Genomic DNA, 15,807 nt, shown 5'->3' with positions numbered 1-15,807 from the left:
TGATTAACCTCGGTGACAGCTTCTTCATCGGACGGGCGCCCGCGCCCGATCTGCCCGGCCGGCCCGGTCGGGCGCGACGGAGAGAAACCGCACCGCTAGACAGATTGGGACAACTCAGTGAGCAACCTGTACACGCCCTCGATGAGCTCGGGTGTCGCCGGCCTGAATCTGACCGATTCGGTCTTCGAGCGTCTGCTGCGCGAACGCATCATCTTCCTCGGCACCCAGGTCGACGACGACATCGCCAACCGGCTGTGCGCCCAGATCCTGCTGCTCGCCGCCGAGGATCCGACCAAGGACATCAGCCTCTACATCAACTCGCCCGGCGGCAGCGTGACCGCGGGCATGGCGATCTTCGACACCATGCAGCTGGCGCCGTGCGACGTCGCGACCTACGCGATGGGAATGGCTGCCTCGATGGGCCAGTTCCTGCTGGCCGCCGGCGCCAAGGGCAAGCGGCACGCGTTGCCGCACGCGCGGATCATGATGCACCAGCCGTCGGCGGGCATCGGCGGCACGGCGGCCGACATCGCGATTCAGGCCGAGCAGTTCGCGGCCACGAAGAAGGAGATGAACCGACTCAACGCCGAGTTCACCGGCCAGCCGCTGGAGAAGATCGAGGCCGACGCCGACCGCGACAAGTGGTTCACCGCGGAGCAGGCGCTCGAGTACGGCTTCGTCGACCACGTCGTCACCAGCGCCGGCGCCTGACCCGCCCGCATCCCCATTGACCACTCCTCACCGGTTACGGAGAATCCATGACTAACTCGCTTCCCGCAGATGTGCGTGCGGGCATCCCCGACGCGGCGCTGGCGCTGAAGAACATCCAGGCCCGGTACATCCTGCCGAGCTTCATCGAGAACACGCCGAACGGTCAGCGGCAGTACGACCCGTACGCCAAGCTCTTCGAAGAGCGGATCGTCTTCGTCGGCACGCCGATCGACCAGACCGTCGCCAACGACGTGATGGCCCAGCTGCTCGTCCTGGAGAGCCAGGACCCCGACCGCGACATCACCATGTACATCAACAGCCCCGGCGGCAGCGTCCCCGACATGCTGGCGATCTACGACACCATGCAGTACGTGCACTGCGACGTGATGACGGTCTGCCTCGGCGAGGCCGCGTCGGCGGCGGCGATCCTGCTCGCCGGCGGCACCCCGGGCAAGCGCGCCGCGCTGCCCAACGCGACCATCCTGATCCACCAGCCGCGTACCGGCGGCGCCTACCAGGGGCAGGTGTCGGACCTGGAGATCCAGGCCGCCGAGATCGAACGCATCCGCAAGCGGCTCGACGAGATCCTCGCCGACCACACCGGTCAGGACCCCGAGAAGATCCGCAAGGACACCGATCGCGACAACATCCTGACGGCGGCGCAGGCCAAGGAGTACGGGATCATCGACGAGGTCTTCGAGTACCGCAAGAAGTCGGCGCGTAACTAGTCGCCGAGTGTCGGCCGACGCTGCCGACACGCCGGGTCTGCGAGCCCGGTGTGTCGGCGTCGGTCTTCTGAACACCAGGACTGCCGCATTTCGGCTCGTCGAAGACATCGTGCGCGGGTACCGTCGAGGTAGCTCGCAGACAGGGAAGTAGGTGGGGTCTAAATGGCGCGAATGGGAGACGGTGGTGACCTCCTCAAGTGCTCGTTCTGCGGCAAGAGCCAGAAGCAGGTCAAGAAGCTCATCGCCGGGCCGGGCGTGTACATCTGTGACGAGTGCATCGACCTGTGCAACGAGATCATCGAAGAGGAGCTCGCTGAGAACAGCGATGTGAAGCTCGACGAGCTGCCCAAGCCCGCCGAGATCCGCGACTTCCTCGATACCTACGTCGTCGGGCAGGACACCGCCAAGCGCACCCTGGCCGTCGCCGTCTACAACCACTACAAGCGGATCCAGGCCGGCGAGAAGCGTTCGGGCGACAAGCGTTCGGGCGCCGAACCGGTCGAGTTGGCCAAGTCGAACATTCTGATGCTCGGTCCCACCGGCTGCGGGAAGACCTATCTGGCGCAGACGCTGGCCAAGATGCTGAACGTGCCCTTCGCCATCGCCGACGCCACCGCGCTCACCGAGGCGGGCTACGTCGGCGAGGACGTCGAGAACATCTTGCTCAAGCTGATTCAGGCCGCCGACTACGACGTCAAGCGCGCCGAGACCGGCATCATCTACATCGACGAGGTCGACAAGATCGCGCGCAAGAGCGAGAACCCGTCGATCACGCGCGACGTGTCGGGCGAGGGCGTGCAGCAGGCGCTGCTGAAGATCCTGGAGGGCACGCAGGCGAGCGTTCCGCCGCAGGGCGGCCGCAAGCACCCGCACCAGGAGTTCATCCAGATCGACACCACCAACGTCCTGTTCATCGTCGCAGGCGCCTTCGCCGGCCTGGAGAAGGTCGTCGACGAGCGGATCGGCAAGCGGGGGATCGGCTTCGGCAACGAGGTGCCGAGCAAGGACAAGGTCGACATGTCCGATCACTTCGCCGAGGTGATGCCCGAGGACCTGATCAAGTTCGGGCTCATCCCCGAGTTCATCGGCCGCCTGCCGGTCGTCGCCTCGGTCGCCAATCTCGACAAGGACGCCTTGGTCTCGATCCTGTCCGAGCCGAAGAACGCGCTGGTGAAGCAGTACGTGCGGCTGTTCGACATGGACGACGTGGAACTCGAGTTCACGCGCGATGCGCTCGAGGCGGTCGCCGACCAGGCGATCCACCGCGGCACCGGCGCCCGCGGACTGCGCGCGATCATGGAGGAGGTGCTCCTGCCGGTGATGTACGACATCCCGAGCCGCGACGACGTCGCCAAGGTCGTCGTGACGGGGGAGACCGTCCGGGACAACGTCCTGCCGACGATCGTGCCCCGCACCGAGGACGACGGCCCGCGGGAGAAGTCCGCCTGAGGAGTGTCCCGCTCACTGGAATCGACCCGATTGTGACTTCCCGCACACCGTTAGCGTCGACGAAGCATAAGATTTCGTCGGAAAGCGGAGGTGCGGATGTTCTCGAAGTTCACCGAGCGGTCGGTCGGGCGAGTGCCCGGCGCGCGGTGGTCGCCACGATCTCGGCGGCCACCGTCGCCGCCTCACTCGTCGCATGCGGTGGCGACGACGGGTCGACGAACGCGGTGCAGGCCGGTGAACTGCTGTCCGCGACACCGCTGACCGGTGCGCCGGTGTTGCCGAGCGCCGGTCGCAGCGAACTGATCACGTACATCTCCGACAACGCGAAGGGCGAGCCGGTCGTCGTCTCGGGTACCGTGCAGGTCCCGAAGGGGCAGGCCCCCGACGGCGGATGGCCGGTGATCAGCTGGGCGCACGGAACCACGGGCGTCGCCGATGCGTGCGCCCCCTCCGCGGACTTCGTCGGTGGACCGGCGCACGACTACCTCGGCGGCGTGAGCACCGAGCTCAACCGGTACATCGACGCGGGCTACGCGGTCGTGCAGACCGATTACCAGGGCATGGGGACGCCGGGCGGGCACCCGTACATGGACGGGATCACCGAGTCGAACGCGGTCACCGACATCGTGCGGGCCGGTCGCCGGCTCGACGGCTCCCTCGGCAAGACCTGGTACGCGATGGGACACAGTCAGGGCGGACACGCCGCACTCTGGGCGGCCACCAAGTGCGCCGAGCGGGCGCCCGAACTGGATCTGAAGGGCGCGGTGGCCGTCGCACCCGGCGGCGACACCTGGCAGACGCCCGAGTACTTCCGCAGCGGCAGCCCTGCGGTCGCCCCGATGATGGCCTTCCTGCCGCTGCTGCTGCTGGGCGCCCAAGCCGGCGACCCGTCGATCGACGCCGAGTCGTATGTGACCCCCGAGTCGAACGCCCTGCTCGACGTCGGACGCACCCAGTGCATCGCGCAGATCCGCGCGATGGCCGGAACGGTCCCGGTCGACAAGGCGTTCTCGCCGAACGCGGACGTCACCAAGCTCGTGGACTACCTGAAGAAGCAGAACGACAGCACGCTCAAGCCGACCGTACCGGTGCTGGTCGTCAACGGCACCGCCGACGTCGTGGTACCCGAACCCGGAACCAAGAAGCTGGCCGATCAGCTGTGCAAGAACGGCGGCTCGGTGGCGTTCAAGACCTACCCGGGCGTCGACCACCGCGGTGCGGTCGGCGCATCGGTCGACGACGCGACGAGCTTCGCCAAGGACGCGGCCGCCGGGAAGGCCTTCCCCGGCACCTGCTGAGTCGGGCTGAGTCGGTCCGGCTCAGACCGACTCAGGCCGGGGCGGCACGGCCCGCGGTGAGCACGGCCAGCGTCATCGTCGTGAGGTCGGCTTCGAACACGGACAGGTCCGGTGCGGAGCCGACCTCGGCGTCTCGTTCCCACGCCGCCAGCGCGGTGGTGACGAACCGCGAGACGAGCGCGGTGCGGCGTGCCCGATCGGCGTGCGGAATCGCGTGTGCCGAGAGTGCGGTGAGCCGATCGAACAGGTCGTAGAGGTCGGGGGTGTCGGCGGCGGGTGCGTAACCGACGACGTCGGTGCCGATCCAAGTCGGCCGGGAGAAGTAGTCCAGGTGCAGGCCCAGCAGGCACTGTTCGTTGAACCGGGCCCAGTACGAGGGCGTCCGCGATCCGACCGCGGTCGCGTACGGGGGGACGTAGGCCTCGACGAGGCGGAGCGTCTCGTCGGCGGATCCGGGCTCGATGGCGTCGACCATGACGCGCCGGTGCTCGTTGACGACGGCGGCGCGGGTGGTCCAGATCTCGGCGACGAGTCCGTTCCACGAGCCGAAGTGGTAGACGATCGCGGAGTTGTTGCGTTGCTCGGCCGCCTGCAGAACTTCACGCGCAGAGGTCCCATGCACCCCTTTGAGCGCGATCAGCCTCTCGGCGACCTCGAGGATGCGGGTCCGGCTGTTCTGGCGGGTCATTCGAACGAGCGTATCGGGCGCACCGATCGCAGAGGTTGCGGACGTCACCGAGCCCGCGTCGCGGCCGACGGGCGGGAGATCGAGGCGCAGTTTCGGCAATGGCGGGACCCGTCGGTCTCCGATGTCCCAGACTGTGGAGCATGACCTCCACACGGGAACAGAAACTGGCTGGAATCATCCTGGCGGGCGGCCGTTCTCGCCGCATGGGGCAGGACAAGGCGGCGCTGCTGTGGGACGGCGTGCCGATGCTGTCGCGGATCGCCTGGGCCATCAGCGCCCGGTGCGAGCCGGTGCTCGTCGCGGCGCCGCCCACCTCGCAGGCCTACGTCGACCTCAACGATGAGACGGACCTGGAGTGGGTGACCACGGAGAAGGCGGGCAGCGGCCCGCTGGGCGGCCTGGTCGCGGCGCTGCGCGTGGCCCGCGAGCGCGGTGCCGAGGCCGCCTTCGTGTGCGCCACCGACATGCCGCTGGTCGATCCCGGGCTCATCGACGAGCTGCTCGCCGGTCTGACCGAATCGGCGGACGCCGTCGTCGCGAACGACGCCGGACGCGATCATCCGATGGCCGGGATCTACCGGACCGGCGCCGTGGACCGGCTGGCCGAGTTGGTGGAGGAGGGCGAGTTGCGCATGGTGGCGGCTCTCGACGCCCTGGTGACCCAGCGCGTGGGCGTGTCGGATCCGGAGTGGCTGGCCAACGTCGACGCGCCCGAAGACCTCCACCGGCTGCGCATCTCCCGGGCCTCGTGACCGCACAATCTGCAGGGTGGTGCCGAGCACGTTGGGCTCTTCCATAGAATTGTCCAGGTGACTACCCCGAACTCAGAGCGCCCCGACGTCTCGGCCGCTCTCCCCGCAGCCTGGAATCCCGTCGAGCACGAGGAGAAGCTCTACGAGGGGTGGGTGGACGCCGGCTACTTCACCGCCGATTCCGGCAGCGACAAGCCCGGGTACTCGATCGTGCTGCCGCCGCCGAATGTCACCGGCTCGCTGCACATGGGGCACGCCCTCGATCACACGCTGATGGACACCCTGACCCGCCGCAAGCGGATGCAGGGCTTCGAGGTGCTGTGGCTGCCGGGCATGGACCATGCGGGCATCGCGACGCAGACGATCGTCGAGAAGCAGCTCGCCGCCGAGGGGACCAGCCGCGCCGAACTCGGCCGCGAGGGCTTCATCGAGCGGGTCTGGCAGTGGAAGGCCGAATCGGGCGGCACCATCGCCGGACAGATGCGCCGCCTGGGCGACGGCGTCGACTGGAGCCGCGACCGCTTCACCATGGACGAGGGGTTGTCCCGGGCGGTCCAGACGATCTTCAAGCAGATGTACGACGACGGCCTGATCTACCGGGCCGAACGCCTCGTCAACTGGTCGCCGACCCTGCAGACCGCGATCTCCGACATCGAGGTCAAGTACGACGACGTCGACGGTGAGCTCGTCTCCTTCCGCTACGGCTCGCTCGACGATGCGCAGCCGCACATCGTGGTCGCGACCACCCGGATGGAGACGATGCTCGGCGACACGGCGATCGCCGTGCACCCCGACGACGAGCGCTACCGCGACCTCGTCGGCGTCGAGCTCGACCACCCCTTCCTGGATCGCAAGATCCCGGTCATCGCCGACGACTACGTGGATCCCGAGTTCGGTTCGGGCGCGGTCAAGATCACCCCCGCGCACGACCCGAACGACTTCGCGATCGGGCAGCGTCACGGTCTGCCGATGATCACGATCATGAACAAGACCGCCGTCATCGAGGGCACCGGCACCGCATTCGACGGCCTCGATCGCTTCGCCGCCCGGGTGGCCGTCCGGGAGGCGCTCGCCGAGCAGGGGCGCATCGTCAAGGAGGTGCGTCCGTACCAGCACAGCGTCGGACACTCCGAGCGGTCCGGCGAGCCGATCGAGCCGCGGCTGTCGATGCAGTGGTGGGTCAGCGTCGAAGCCCTCGCCAAGGCCGCAGGCGACGCGGTGCGCGACGGCGACACCGTCATCCACCCCAAGAGCCAGGAACCCCGCTGGTTCGACTGGGTCGACGACATGCACGACTGGACCATCTCCCGCCAGCTGTGGTGGGGCCACCGCATCCCGATCTGGTACGGCCCCGACGGGGAGGTGGAGTGCTTCGGTCCCGACGAGACGGCGCCGGCGGGCTGGGAGCAGGACCCCGACGTCCTCGACACGTGGTTCTCGTCGGGCCTGTGGCCCTTCTCGACCATGGGCTGGCCCGAGCGCACCGCCGACATCGACAAGTTCTATCCGACCTCGGTGCTCGTCACCGGGTACGACATCCTGTTCTTCTGGGTCGCTCGGATGATGATGTTCGGCACCTACGTCGGCAAGCTGGCCCACAGCGGTTTCGGCGAGCGCGGCGAGGCGCGCGTGCCCTTCGCCGACGTCTTCCTGCACGGTCTGGTCCGCGACGAGCACGGCCGCAAGATGAGCAAGTCGAAGGGCAACGGCATCGACCCGCTCGACTGGGTCGAGCGGTTCGGCGCCGACGCGCTGCGCTTCACCCTCGCGCGGGGCGCCAACCCCGGCAGCGACATCTCGGTCGGCGAATCGCATGCGCAGAGCTCGCGCAACTTCGCGACGAAGCTGTTCAACGCCACCAAGTTCGCGCTGATGAACGGTGCCGCCGTCGCCGACGGCCCGCGTCCGGACGCCGCGTCGCTGACCGTCGCCGACCGGTGGATCCTGTCTCGGCTCGACCAGGTGCTGGCCGACGTCGACGCCGGCTTCGAGAGCTACGAGTTCTCCAAGGCCTGCGAGGCGCTGTACCACTTCGCGTGGGACGAGGTCTGCGACTGGTATCTGGAACTGTCGAAGGTCCAGTTCGGTGAGGGGGGCGAGCGCGCCGCGCAGACCGCGCGGGTGCTCGGGGAGGTCCTCGACAAACTCCTGCGCGCCCTGCACCCGGTGATGCCCTTCGTCACCGAAGTGCTGTGGAAGGCGCTGACCGGCGGCGAATCGGTGGTGATCGCGCCGTGGCCCACCGGCAGCGGTGCCGAGGTCGACGCCGATGCCGCGCAGCGGATCGACGACCTGCGCAAGCTGATCACCGAGGTCCGCCGCTTCCGCAGCGATCAGGGACTCAAGCCGGGGCAGCGGGTGGCGGCGACCGTCGACGGACTGGAGGCCGCAGGCCTGGCGCCGTTGCGATCGCAGCTCGACTCGCTGGCGCGCCTGGAATCGGCCGACGAGGGCTTTGCGGCCACCGCCACCGTCGAGGTGCGGTTGTCGACCGGCACCGCGACCGTCGCGATCGACACCTCCGGCACCGTCGACGTCGCCGCCGAACGCAAGCGCGCGGCCAAGGATCTCGCGGCCGCCGAGAAGGAGCTGGCGGGCACGACGGCCAAGCTCGGCAACGAGCAGTTCCTGTCGAAGGCGCCGGACGCCGTCGTCGCGAAGATCAAGGCGCGACGCGAACTGGCTGAGGCCGAGGTCGAACGCCTCACCGCCAAGCTGGCCGAACTGGGTGCCCAGTGACGTCGTCCGCCGATGCGGCCGCCGACTTCGCCGAACTGCAGGCGCTGGAGGCCGAGCTCGACACCCGCTGGCCCGAGACCAGGATCGAGCCGTCCCTGACGCGCATCAATGCGCTGATGGAACTGCTGGGTCAGCCGCAGCGCGCCTACCCGGCCATTCATGTCGCGGGGACCAACGGCAAGACCTCGGTGACGCGGATGATCGATTCGCTGCTGCGTGCCTTTCACCGGCGGACCGGCCGGATCACCAGCCCGCACCTGCAGTCGGTGACCGAACGGATCGCGATCGACGGCGCGCCGATCTCCGCGCGCACCTACATCGACACCTACCGGGACATCGAGCCGTACGTGCAGATGGTCGACGACTCGTCGATCGCCTCGGGCGGCCCGCGAATGAGCAAGTTCGAAGTGCTCACGGCCATCGCCTACGCGGCGTTCGCGGAGGCGCCGATCGAGGTCGCCGTCGTCGAGACCGGCATGGGCGGACGTTGGGACGCCACCAATGTGATCGACGGCCAGGTCGCCGTCATCACCCCGATCGCGATGGATCACGCCGACTACCTGGGTGACACGCTGACCGCGATCGCGGGGGAGAAGGCCGGGATCATCAAGCCGGGACCGGCCGACGCCGTGATCCCGATGGATCCCATCACCGTGATCGCCCCGCAGGAGCCCGAGGTCGCCGACGTCCTGCTCCGCGCCAGCGTGGAGGCGGGCACCATCGTCGCCCGCCAGAACTCGGAGTTCACCGTCCTCGAGGCGACCACCGCGGTCGGCGGTCAGATGCTTCGCATCCAGGGTCTCGGCGGCGTCTACGACGAGATCTTCCTGCCGCTGCACGGCGCCCACCAGGCCCAGAACGCGGCGCTCGCGCTGGCGGCGGTCGAGGCCTTCTTCGGCGCGGGCGCCAACCGGCAGCTCGACGTCGACACCGTGCGCGAGGGATTCGCGGCGGCCGCCAGCCCGGGCCGGTTGGAGCGGGTGCGCAGCGCCCCGACCGTCTTCATCGACGCCGCTCACAATCCGCACGGCGCGCGGGCCCTCGCCGCCGCCCTCACCTCCGAGTTCGACTTCCGCAGTCTCATCGGGGTGGTCGGCGTGCTCGGCGACAAGGATGCGCGCGGGCTGCTGACCGCGCTGGAGCCGGTGCTCGACAAGGTGGTCCTGACCAACAACGGGTCCCCGCGGGCACTCGACACCGACGCTCTCGCCGACATCGCCGTCGAGGTCTTCGGCGAGGACCGGGTGGTCGTCGAACCCTTCCTTCCCGACGCGGTGGACGCGGCCGTCGCGCTGGCGGAGGACGATCAGCAGGGAACCGTGTCCGGCGCCGGCGTGATCATCACCGGATCGGTGGTGACCGCGGGTGCCGCCCGCACTCTCTTCGGCAAGGAGCCGTCATGACCGAGAACTCGACGCACCCGCAGTTCACCCCGCCGCCCACCGATCCGTGGAAGGGCTTCCGCGGCGTGATGGCCGGGACCCTCATCCTCGAAGTCATCGTCGTGGCCCTGGCCTTTCCGGTCGTCGCGAAGCTCGCGGGCGGTGTCACCTGGGTGTCGGGACTCTATCTCGGTGCGGTGACATTGATCCTGCTGCTGCTGTCGGGCAGGCAGGGCAAGCCGCACGCCCTGGAGATCAACCTGGTCATGCAGGTGTTCGTCATCGCGGGCGGCGTCTTCCACTGGTCGATCGCCGTCGTCGGCGCCGTGTTCGCGTGCGTGTGGATCTACATCGCGTACATCAAGCGTGACGTGGCCAAGCGGATCGAGCAGGGACGGCTGCCGGGACAACAGGCGATCTGACTCCGTGCGTGTCGTCTGAACGGCCGAATCGTCGCCTGTCGGTACCGTCGGTTACACTCGCTGTTCACCGACGTCGGGAGGATCAGGTCAGTGGGGAAGACGATGGGGAAGGCGATGAGGTCGATCATCGCATCGGCGGCAGCGTTGACGGCTGCGGCGGCGTTCTGGTCGGCGCCGACGGCGTCGGCGGCGCCGACTTCGAAGCATCCCGCTCTGCAGGCTGAACCGGCCCCGCATGGGGAGACCGCCCCGAATGCGGAAGCGGACGCCGTGGAGCCCAGCGTGCCGATGCCCGTGCGCAGCGGTGCGCTCGGCTACCTCGCCACCCGGTCGGCGACCCTCTGGCTCGACGCCCGCGGGGCCGATTCGGTGATCGCGAACCTGCCGGTTCCCGGACAGTATCGGGCGGCCAACAAGCAGATGGCGGCGAGCCTGGCGCGTGAGCTGGACGCAGCGGTCGCCACTCCCGGCGCCTGCCTGCAGATCATCGTCGACACCGCAGACGGTGCCGGCGGGCTGTTCAACTACGGCTTCTTCGCCGTCGAGCGCCAGTACTGCCCCGAATAGCAGTCCTGACTCGAATAGCAGTACCGGACCGAACGGCAACACTGGCACGAACGGCAGTCGGCGCGTTGTCGCGGGCCGGTGGTCGCGCCGACGGCGTCGGTGAACGGACTCGTGTGCAGCGGGGCCAGGCGCGGGTCGCTACAGTGTCCTGCGTGACTGAACAGACTCTCGTCCTCATCAAGCCCGACGGTGTCCAGCGCGGACTGGTCGGCGAAGTACTCGCACGCGTGGAGCGCAAGGGCCTGACCCTGGCCGCACTCGAACTGCGCACCGTCACCGCCGAGGTGGCAGCCGAGCACTACGCCGAGCACGCTGAGCGCCCGTTCTTCGCCTCGCTGCTCGAATTCATCACTTCCGGTCCGATCGTCGCCGCCGTCGTCGAGGGGCCGCGCGCGATCTCCGCCTTCCGTCAGCTGGCAGGCGGCACCGACCCGGTCGAGAAGGCCGTCCCCGGCACCATCCGCGGTGACTTCGGTCTCGAGACGCAGTTCAACATCGTTCACGGATCCGACTCGCCCGAGTCCGCGGCCCGCGAGATCGCACTCTGGTTCCCGGCGCTGAGCCGCTGATCGGTCGCTGACCACCCGAGGAAGCCCCGGACCGGACGGTCCGGGGCTTCACTGCGTCAAGGACGCGGGCGTCCTTTTCGTCACTCGTGTGCGGGCATGCGCCCGTGATGTGGGATACTTGCCTAGTCGTCGGCTTCACGCTTTGGCGCCGACGATCGACGCAACAGCCAGATACAGGTACCCGGTTCCGTCCGACCCCCATCGGGGTCCGGCTTTGGTCCGAGCCTTGCGTCGCGCAAGGCGTCTTGACGACGCGAAGACCACATAACACCCGGCCCTCTCGGCCGGCACACACTGGAAAAGGCCCTCGCGTGGCCGCGTTGTTCCCGATCATTGCGACGACGCGCCCGGGGGTCTTGAGGAGACCACGTGACCGATAACGGGTCGCCGACTGACGCCACCTCGGCTGATCAGTCTGCGGAAAAGTTCCCCCTCCGACTCCGCGTGCATGCACTCGCTCGCGCTCTGGGGATGACAAGCAAGCAGGTGCTGGCGCACCTGCACGAGATGGGAGTGACGGCGCGGACCGCGCAGTCGTCGATCTCGCGGGCCGACGCTGAAGCCGTCGAGCTCCGCATCACCGGCGGCGACGCGGCCGGTGCCGAGACCACCGGCCCTGGGACTGCCGGCCCTGAGGCTGCCGGTGCCGAGGCCGCCCCGGCCTCCGAGAGCGCGTCGGCGCCGTCGTTGTTCTCTGCCGTCGAGACTCCGCAGCCGGTCACCGCCTCCCGCGCGGACGCCTCGGCGCCGCTGTTCATCTCCGCCGAACCCGAGGCGGCGGCGAAGGCCGCCAAGCCGGCTAAGAAGACCACCAAGAAGGCCGCAGCGAAGGCAGCGGCTGACTCGGACGAGGCCACGACGACCGAGGCCACGACGACCGAGGGCACGACGACCGAGGCGACCGACGGTGCCGCCAACGAGGCCGAGTCGGGGCAGGTCGCGGGCAAGAAGGCGGCGGGCAAGAAGACGGCGGGTAAGAAGGCCGCAGGCAAGAAGGCGGCAGAGAAGAAGTCTGCGGAGAAGAAGACGGCGGAGAAGAAGACCGCCGCGCAGAAGGCGGCTCCGGTCGAGTCAGCGGAGGCCGTGCCGGGCTCTTCGGACGACGAGCCGGTCGCGGGGGAGTCGACCCCCGACGAGAGTGCACAGCAGAGCACCGGTGCCGACGAGACCATCGCGGCGTCCCCCGAGGCGTCGACCGATCGAGCATCGGATCAGGGAGCCGAAGCCGCCGACACCGGGGCAGCCGACACCGAAGCCGCTGACACCGAGACTTCCGACACCGAGACATCCGATAACGGGGCCGACCACGGTCACCGTTCCGATCACGACAGCCGGTCCCGCCGGCGTCGTCGCGGGCGCCGCGGCCGCGGCCGTGGACGCGGGGACCAGGGAACTGACGGCGAGGGCACCGACCACGACGGCACCGCCGACTCGGAGGAGACGGGCGCGGAGGCCGCTCGCGCCGACTCGAGTGCCGAAGCCGCCTCGGCCTCGGCCACGACGGCTCGCGCGGCCGCCGACGGTGAGGGCGCGGGCAGCGCGGTCGCCGACGCCGAATCAGCAGACACGCAGTCCGCGGGCACGGCTTCCGCAGACTCAGAATCCACAGACTCCGAATCCGCAGCCACCGAATCCGCAGACTCCGAATCCACCGACACCGAGACCGACGACGCGGACGGCGGGGTGCCGTCCAGCAAGCGTCGGCGTCGGCGTCGGCGTCGTCGCGGTGGTTCCGATACCGACGAGTCGGCATCCGACGATCCGCCCAACACCGTCGTCCACGAGCGCGAACCGCGGACCAAGCGGGTCCGCGACGAGGTGCAGGGCATCTCCGGATCCACCCGCCTGGAGGCCAAGCGGCAGCGTCGCCGTGACGGGCGTGACGCCGGGCGTCGTCGCCCGCCGATCCTGACCGAGTCGGAGTTCCTGGCCCGCCGCGAGTCGGTGGAGCGAGTCATGGTGGTGCGTGAGCGGGCCGCCAACTCGGCGATCACCTCGAGCGAGCCGCATGCCGCGCCCACCGAGGATTACACCCAGATCGCGGTTCTCGAGGACGGCGTGCTCGTGGAGCACTTCGTCACCACCGAGACCTCGCAGTCGATGGTCGGCAACATCTACCTGGGCCGCGTGCAGAACGTGCTGCCCGGCATGGAGGCGGCCTTCGTCGACATCGGCCGTGGGCGCAACGGCGTCCTGTACGCGGGCGAGGTGAACTGGGAGGCAGCCGGCCTGGACGGCGGCTCGCGCAAGATCGAGCAGGCGCTCAAGCCCGGCGATCACGTGCTGGTGCAGGTCAGCAAGGATCCGATCGGCCACAAGGGCGCCCGGCTGACCACGCAGATCTCGCTCGCCGGTCGCTACCTGGTGTACGTGCCCGGCGGGACGTCCACCGGGATCAGCCGCAAGCTGCCCGACACCGAGCGTCGTCGGCTCAAGCAGATCCTGGCCAAGATCGTCCCCGACGAGGCGGGCGTGATCGTCCGGACCGCGTCGGAGGGCGTCAGCGCCGAAGAACTGGGCGCCGACATCGAGCGTCTGGAAGCCCAGTGGCGAGGCGTGCAGGCGGCTGCCGAGGACCACAAGGCCAAGGGCTCGGGCACGCCGAAGCCGCTCTACGAAGAGCCCGACCTGCTGGTGCGCGTGGTGCGCGACCTGTTCAACGAGGACTTCCGGAAGCTGGTCATCGAAGGCGACCGGGCCTGGGCCCAGGTCTCCGACTACGTCGGCGACGTGGCACCCGACCTCGCCGAGCGACTCGACCGGTTCACCAAGAACCACGCCGATTCGCCCGACTCGTTCGCGGTGTACCGCATCGACGAGCAGCTGGCGAAGGCGCTCGACCGGAAGGTCTGGCTGCCGTCGGGCGGCACGCTGATCATCGAGCACACCGAGGCGATGACCGTCGTCGACGTCAACACCGGCAAGTTCACCGGTTCCGGCGGCAACCTCGAAGAGACGGTCACCCGCAACAACCTGGAGGCGGCCGAGGAGATCGTCCGCCAGATGCGTCTGCGCGACATCGGCGGCATGATCATCGTCGACTTCATCGACATGGTCCTCGAGTCGAACCGCGACCTGGTGCTGCGGCGTCTGACCGAGGCTCTCGCCCGAGACCGCACGCGGCACCAGGTGTCGGAGGTCACCTCGCTCGGACTGGTCCAGATGACGCGCAAACGGCTGGGCACCGGCCTGCTGGAAGCCTTCTCCACGACCTGCACCACGTGCGCGGGCCGCGGCGTCATCGTCCACGCGAACCCGGTCGAGGTGCGCCCGGCCGACGGCGCCGCGCGCGGCGACAACGGCGACGGCGGCTCCAAGCGGTCGCGGCGGTCGCGGCGTCGCAGTTCGGACCAGCCGCAGACGCCGGCGCCCGAGCAGCCGAAGGTCGCGCACAAGCCGGCCTCCGAGCATCCGATGTTCCGGGCGATGGCGCACGGGGAGGAACTGCACGGGCACGACCACGATCACGGGCATGATCACGGGCACGAACACGGTCAGTCTCGGGACCACGCCGAATCGGTGACGGTCGAGGCCACCCGGGTCGAGACCGTGGTGGTCGTCGAGGCCGAGCAGGACGTGGTCGTCGCGGCCGCCGTCGAGCAGGTCAGCACGGAGACGGTCTTCGAGAAGACTGGGGCCGAGAAGACTGGGACCGAGAAGACTGGGGCCGAACCGGCTGCGGTCGAACCGGCTGCCGCCGTCGCAGCGTCGGCCGACCGGGAAGCGGGCGAGAACACCTCGCCGGCTCCGACGGTTCGTCGGCGTCGGCGGGCGGTTCGTCGGACAGCGGCCCCGACCGCGGTCGCCGAGCCGGTCGAAGCGACCGTCCCGGACACCCCGGTGACGACCGTGGCGCCGCAGGCGAGTGAACCCGTGGTGGCCGTCAAGCGCACCGCGCGCCGACGCAGCGGTCGGCGAGTGGCCGGTCCGCCGCCCGCTCAGCAGTGACATTTCTCTCGGCGCGCACCGAGCGCGCCGAGAGTTTGACCTGGACACGGCGGGTACCGTAGCCTTGACAGGTCGCCTTCTGCAGGCGCGCGGATTGCTGCGCGCATCGGCAGGAGGGGGTTGCCGGTCCCGGGGATCGGAGCCATACACACTAAATTACGCCGGTGGGCAGGGATGACCTGCGGAATCCGGCCCGATGACGAGTTAAGAGGACAGCGGGAATGGCAACGTACGCGATCGTCAAGACCGGCGGTAAGCAGTACAAGGTCGCCGAGGGTGACACTGTGAAGGTCGAGAAGATCGACGGCGAGCCGGGCAGCACTGTGCAGCTGCCGGTGGCGCTGGTCGTCGATGGTGCGAACCTGACCACCGACGCAGACAAGCTGGCCGCTGTCTCGGTCACCGGTGAGGTCGTCGAGCACGTCAAGGGACCGAAGATCCGGATCCACAAGTTCAAGAACAAGACCGGCTACCACAAGCGCCAGGGTCACCGTCAGCAGCTGACGGTCCTCAAGGTCACCGGTATCAAGTAGAACTCGCTCGTCAGAACTTTC

At 68.9% G+C, this 15,807-nt stretch carries 13 protein-coding genes; 12 read left to right on the top strand and 1 reads right to left on the bottom strand.

The window, feature by feature from the left end:
- Window positions 1-141 precede the first annotated feature (141 nt).
- The 4 genes from AAFO60_RS02145 to AAFO60_RS02130 all read left to right on the top strand — a co-directional run bounded on the left by AAFO60_RS02145 (window position 142) and on the right by AAFO60_RS02130 (window position 4,186).
- Window positions 142-711, top strand: a complete 570-nt coding sequence (locus tag AAFO60_RS02145) for an ATP-dependent Clp protease proteolytic subunit (protein WP_347954658.1) — start codon at window positions 142-144, stop codon at window positions 709-711.
- 47 nt (window positions 712-758) lie between these two features.
- On the top strand, window positions 759-1,439 hold the full coding sequence (locus AAFO60_RS02140; protein WP_347954490.1) for an ATP-dependent Clp protease proteolytic subunit: 681 nt from the start codon (window positions 759-761) through the stop codon (window positions 1,437-1,439).
- Window positions 1,440-1,601: 162 nt separating this feature from the next.
- Window positions 1,602-2,888, top strand: a complete 1,287-nt coding sequence (clpX, locus tag AAFO60_RS02135) for an ATP-dependent Clp protease ATP-binding subunit ClpX (RefSeq protein ID WP_347954489.1) — start codon at window positions 1,602-1,604, stop codon at window positions 2,886-2,888.
- Between the two features lie 146 nt (window positions 2,889-3,034).
- On the top strand, window positions 3,035-4,186 hold the full coding sequence (locus AAFO60_RS02130; RefSeq protein ID WP_347954488.1) for a lipase family protein: 1,152 nt from the start codon (window positions 3,035-3,037) through the stop codon (window positions 4,184-4,186).
- 31 nt (window positions 4,187-4,217) lie between these two features.
- Here AAFO60_RS02130 and AAFO60_RS02125 read toward each other — a convergent pair whose 3' ends face one another.
- A complete protein-coding gene (locus tag AAFO60_RS02125; protein ID WP_347954487.1) occupies window positions 4,218-4,874 on the bottom strand; it encodes a TetR/AcrR family transcriptional regulator in 657 nt (218 codons plus the stop codon).
- A gap of 140 nt (window positions 4,875-5,014) precedes the next feature.
- On the opposite strand from AAFO60_RS02125, the gene mobA reads away from it, so the two are divergent.
- The 8 genes from mobA (at window position 5,015) to rplU (ending at window position 15,786) form a co-directional block, all read left to right on the top strand.
- Window positions 5,015-5,626: a molybdenum cofactor guanylyltransferase gene (mobA, locus tag AAFO60_RS02120; protein ID WP_347954486.1), complete on the top strand. Its 612-nt coding sequence runs from the start codon at window positions 5,015-5,017 to the stop codon at window positions 5,624-5,626.
- A gap of 57 nt (window positions 5,627-5,683) precedes the next feature.
- Window positions 5,684-8,365, top strand: a complete 2,682-nt coding sequence (locus AAFO60_RS02115) for a valine--tRNA ligase (RefSeq protein WP_347954485.1) — start codon at window positions 5,684-5,686, stop codon at window positions 8,363-8,365.
- Window positions 8,362-9,768, top strand: a complete 1,407-nt coding sequence (folC, locus tag AAFO60_RS02110; protein ID WP_347954484.1) for a bifunctional tetrahydrofolate synthase/dihydrofolate synthase — start codon at window positions 8,362-8,364, stop codon at window positions 9,766-9,768. The genes AAFO60_RS02115 and folC overlap by 4 nt, the downstream gene beginning before the upstream one ends.
- Window positions 9,765-10,169, top strand: a complete 405-nt coding sequence (locus AAFO60_RS02105) for a DUF4233 domain-containing protein (RefSeq protein WP_347954483.1) — start codon at window positions 9,765-9,767, stop codon at window positions 10,167-10,169. Before folC ends, AAFO60_RS02105 begins: the two co-directional genes overlap by 4 nt.
- 90 nt (window positions 10,170-10,259) lie before the next feature.
- Complete coding sequence (locus tag AAFO60_RS02100; RefSeq protein ID WP_347954482.1) at window positions 10,260-10,736, top strand: hypothetical protein; 477 nt, start codon at window positions 10,260-10,262, stop codon at window positions 10,734-10,736.
- A gap of 152 nt (window positions 10,737-10,888) precedes the next feature.
- Window positions 10,889-11,305 (top strand): nucleoside-diphosphate kinase, encoded by a 417-nt coding sequence (ndk, locus tag AAFO60_RS02095; protein ID WP_347954481.1) that lies wholly within the window; start codon window positions 10,889-10,891, stop codon window positions 11,303-11,305.
- 369 nt (window positions 11,306-11,674) lie between these two features.
- Complete coding sequence (locus AAFO60_RS02090) at window positions 11,675-15,253, top strand: translation initiation factor IF-2 N-terminal domain-containing protein (protein WP_347954480.1); 3,579 nt, start codon at window positions 11,675-11,677, stop codon at window positions 15,251-15,253.
- 221 nt (window positions 15,254-15,474) lie between these two features.
- Window positions 15,475-15,786, top strand: a complete 312-nt coding sequence (gene rplU / locus AAFO60_RS02085; RefSeq protein WP_347954479.1) for a 50S ribosomal protein L21 — start codon at window positions 15,475-15,477, stop codon at window positions 15,784-15,786.
- Window positions 15,787-15,807: the final 21 nt, after the last annotated feature.

It is taken from the genome of Gordonia aichiensis (genome assembly GCF_039946255.1).
GTDB classification, from domain to species: domain Bacteria; phylum Actinomycetota; class Actinomycetes; order Mycobacteriales; family Mycobacteriaceae; genus Gordonia; species Gordonia aichiensis_A.
This window is presented reverse-complemented; position numbering and strand designations above follow the sequence as displayed.

Excerpts from the sequence above, each read along its gene's own strand:
- AAFO60_RS02145 (WP_347954658.1), top strand. The coding sequence starts at position 142 with ATGAGCTCGGGTGTCGCCGGCCTGAATCTGACCGATTCGGTCTTCGAG.
- clpX (WP_347954489.1), top strand. The coding sequence starts at position 1,602 with ATGGCGCGAATGGGAGACGGTGGTGACCTCCTCAAGTGCTCGTTCTGC.
- rplU (WP_347954479.1), top strand. The coding sequence starts at position 15,475 with ATGGCAACGTACGCGATCGTCAAGACCGGCGGTAAGCAGTACAAGGTC.
- AAFO60_RS02105 (WP_347954483.1), top strand. The coding sequence starts at position 9,765 with ATGACCGAGAACTCGACGCACCCGCAGTTCACCCCGCCGCCCACCGAT.
- AAFO60_RS02125 (WP_347954487.1), bottom strand. The coding sequence starts at position 4,874 with ATGACCCGCCAGAACAGCCGGACCCGCATCCTCGAGGTCGCCGAGAGG.
- AAFO60_RS02140 (WP_347954490.1), top strand. The coding sequence starts at position 759 with ATGACTAACTCGCTTCCCGCAGATGTGCGTGCGGGCATCCCCGACGCG.
- mobA (WP_347954486.1), top strand. The coding sequence starts at position 5,015 with ATGACCTCCACACGGGAACAGAAACTGGCTGGAATCATCCTGGCGGGC.